Origin of the sequence: Carnobacterium sp., from assembly GCF_032094055.1 — a bacterium.
GTDB lineage: Bacteria > Bacillota > Bacilli > Lactobacillales > Carnobacteriaceae > Carnobacterium_A.
The window spans coordinates 33,300-35,555 of the sequence record NZ_DAMDAK010000008.1 but is presented as its reverse complement, the minus strand read 5'-3'; the positions used below and the strand labels follow the sequence as shown (position 1 = coordinate 35,555).

Genomic DNA, 2,256 nt, shown 5'->3' with positions numbered 1-2,256 from the left:
GCAATAGCAACAAAGACGAACCAAATGTTGGCCCAATAAAACATGCCGGATAAAGCAAAGCTGGCAACTAAGCCAATAGTTAAAGCACTTAACAACCAAACGAATAAGCCGGCAATTAAAGCTAAGCCAATAGCAATTTCAAGCAGTGTCATTACTTTTTGGAAAATCAAAGCGACTTCAGGAGTAGGGATCATGACTTTCATGATGCTTTCAAACCAGCCGGGTGCTTTAGAGAAAACCATCATCGGCTCTTCGCCGTAAACATAACTTAAACCAAAGACGGGTTTAGCAGCTTCAGCAACTGCTCCTGCATCAGCGGCTTCAGAAGCTCCAGTTGTAGCTTCTTGCAGCCATGAGAAAGGCAATGCGACTTCATTTCCAAACCAGCTAGTTGTTCCAAATAAACCAAAGGCTTTTTTCACACCTTCAAAGAGCCACATACTACCATAAAAAGCTCTCAGCGGTACGCTCCATAAAACATTTCCATAACGAGATAAGTGTCCGCGGAAGATATTGCGTTGGTCTTTAATATGGAAAAATTCATGGAAAAGGTATTGAACAGCATAGTAACCAGAACGAATACCGAAATAGTAATATAAATTAACTAAATGTTTCATTAAGATAGCTATAAAACCACTTAAGTGAATATTTTTTCCTAAATGGGCTACACCATATTTTGAACCGATTGAAACCATAAAACCTTGGTAGTTTCCGACATATTTTTTCTTTTCAGTTCCTTCAATGGACGCAATAATATTTTCAGCAGCTGTATGTCCAGTTTGTTCAGCAGCTTGTACGATTTGAGGAGTAGGCGTATTTTCAGTTTCTTCATAATAAACTAAGTCTCCAATAACATAAACGCCTTCGATGCCTTTAGCCTCCATGTATTCATTAGCTACTAAGCGGCCAGCACGTCCTGATTCCATATCAAAAGCTTCTACATCAGTATTAGCTTTTACACCAGCTGTCCAAATCAAAGTATAAGTTGGAATTTTTTGTCCTGATTTTAAGACGATATGATCAGGTTCAACAGCAGTAATAGGAGAATTTTTTAATAATTGAATGCCTTTTTTATCCATGAAACGTTCAGCTTTATCTGCATCTTTTCGTGTTAGCATATTTAAAATCGTTGGTGCTGCTTCTACGACCATCAGAGTGATTTCTGAAGGGGAAATCTTATTGTCTTTGGCCAAACGTTTTTTCCAATCCAGTAACTCGCCGATCATTTCAATACCTGTAAATCCAGAACCGCAAACCGTAAATGTCAGCATTGCTTTGCGTTTTGCTTCATCTCGTTCAAGAGCAGCTTTGGCAACCGTTGCTTCTATATGATGACGTATTTTTATAGCATCATCCATTGACCATAACGTAAAGGCATGTTCTTTTACACCGGGAGTCCCAAAGTCATTTGGTTCACCACCCATTCCTAAGACCAATTGATCAAAAGGAAAGATACCATTTTCTGTAATCACCATTTTTTTGTCATGGTCAATCTCAGTGACGTTGTCTGTTACAAGGGTAACATTTTTCAAACGGCAGAATAAACGTTGTAAATCGTATTGAATGGCTTCGGGCTCAACACGTCCACCGGCTACTTCATGTAACTCCGTCATATAAGTTTGATAAGAATGACGGTCAATCAACGTAATTTTGACATCTGGATTCTTTTTAAACCGTTTTGCTAGTTTTTTTGTGGCAGCAACGCCAGCAAATCCTGCACCAACCACAACAATATTTTTTGTAGACATAATTTTCTACTCCTTTTTATGTTATTAATTGAACAAATAATTGTAAAATAGTGCTAAATCTTTTTGGGTAAGGGGAACAAACAAAAATAATTAAATGAATCAGCGAAAAGAAAGTTAAACTATTCACAATTAATTCGAGTTAAGTATACAAGATAAAAAAAGGATTGTCTAGACATTTTTAGCTAAAATTGAAAAATAAAAGAGAAAAAAGATAAAAAAATAAAATTTAAAGATTCTTTGTGAAATTTATAGACAATTAAATCTAAATCAGTTATACTATTTTTAGATGAACTTCTCACTTGTGAAAAAATTATCAATAAGAGCAGTTCAGACTAAAAAAAAGGTGGTAAATAATCATGGAAATCAAAAAAGGATTTAAGTTGGCATCAGTTATTTTCGCATCCACACTCGTTTTAGCTGCATGTGGCAGTGATAATACAGCAAATGATACAAGTTCAGAAGCTGTTTCAAGCGGAGCAGTCTCAAGTGACGTTGCTTCAAGCGAAGC

General features: G+C 36.3%; 1 protein-coding gene. It reads right to left on the bottom strand.

The features are described 5' to 3' along the window. On the bottom strand, positions 1-1,748 hold a 1,748-nt coding region (locus tag RT405_RS02435; protein WP_313467254.1), incomplete at its 3' end, for an NAD(P)/FAD-dependent oxidoreductase. Between the last annotated feature and the right edge of the window lie 508 nt (positions 1,749-2,256).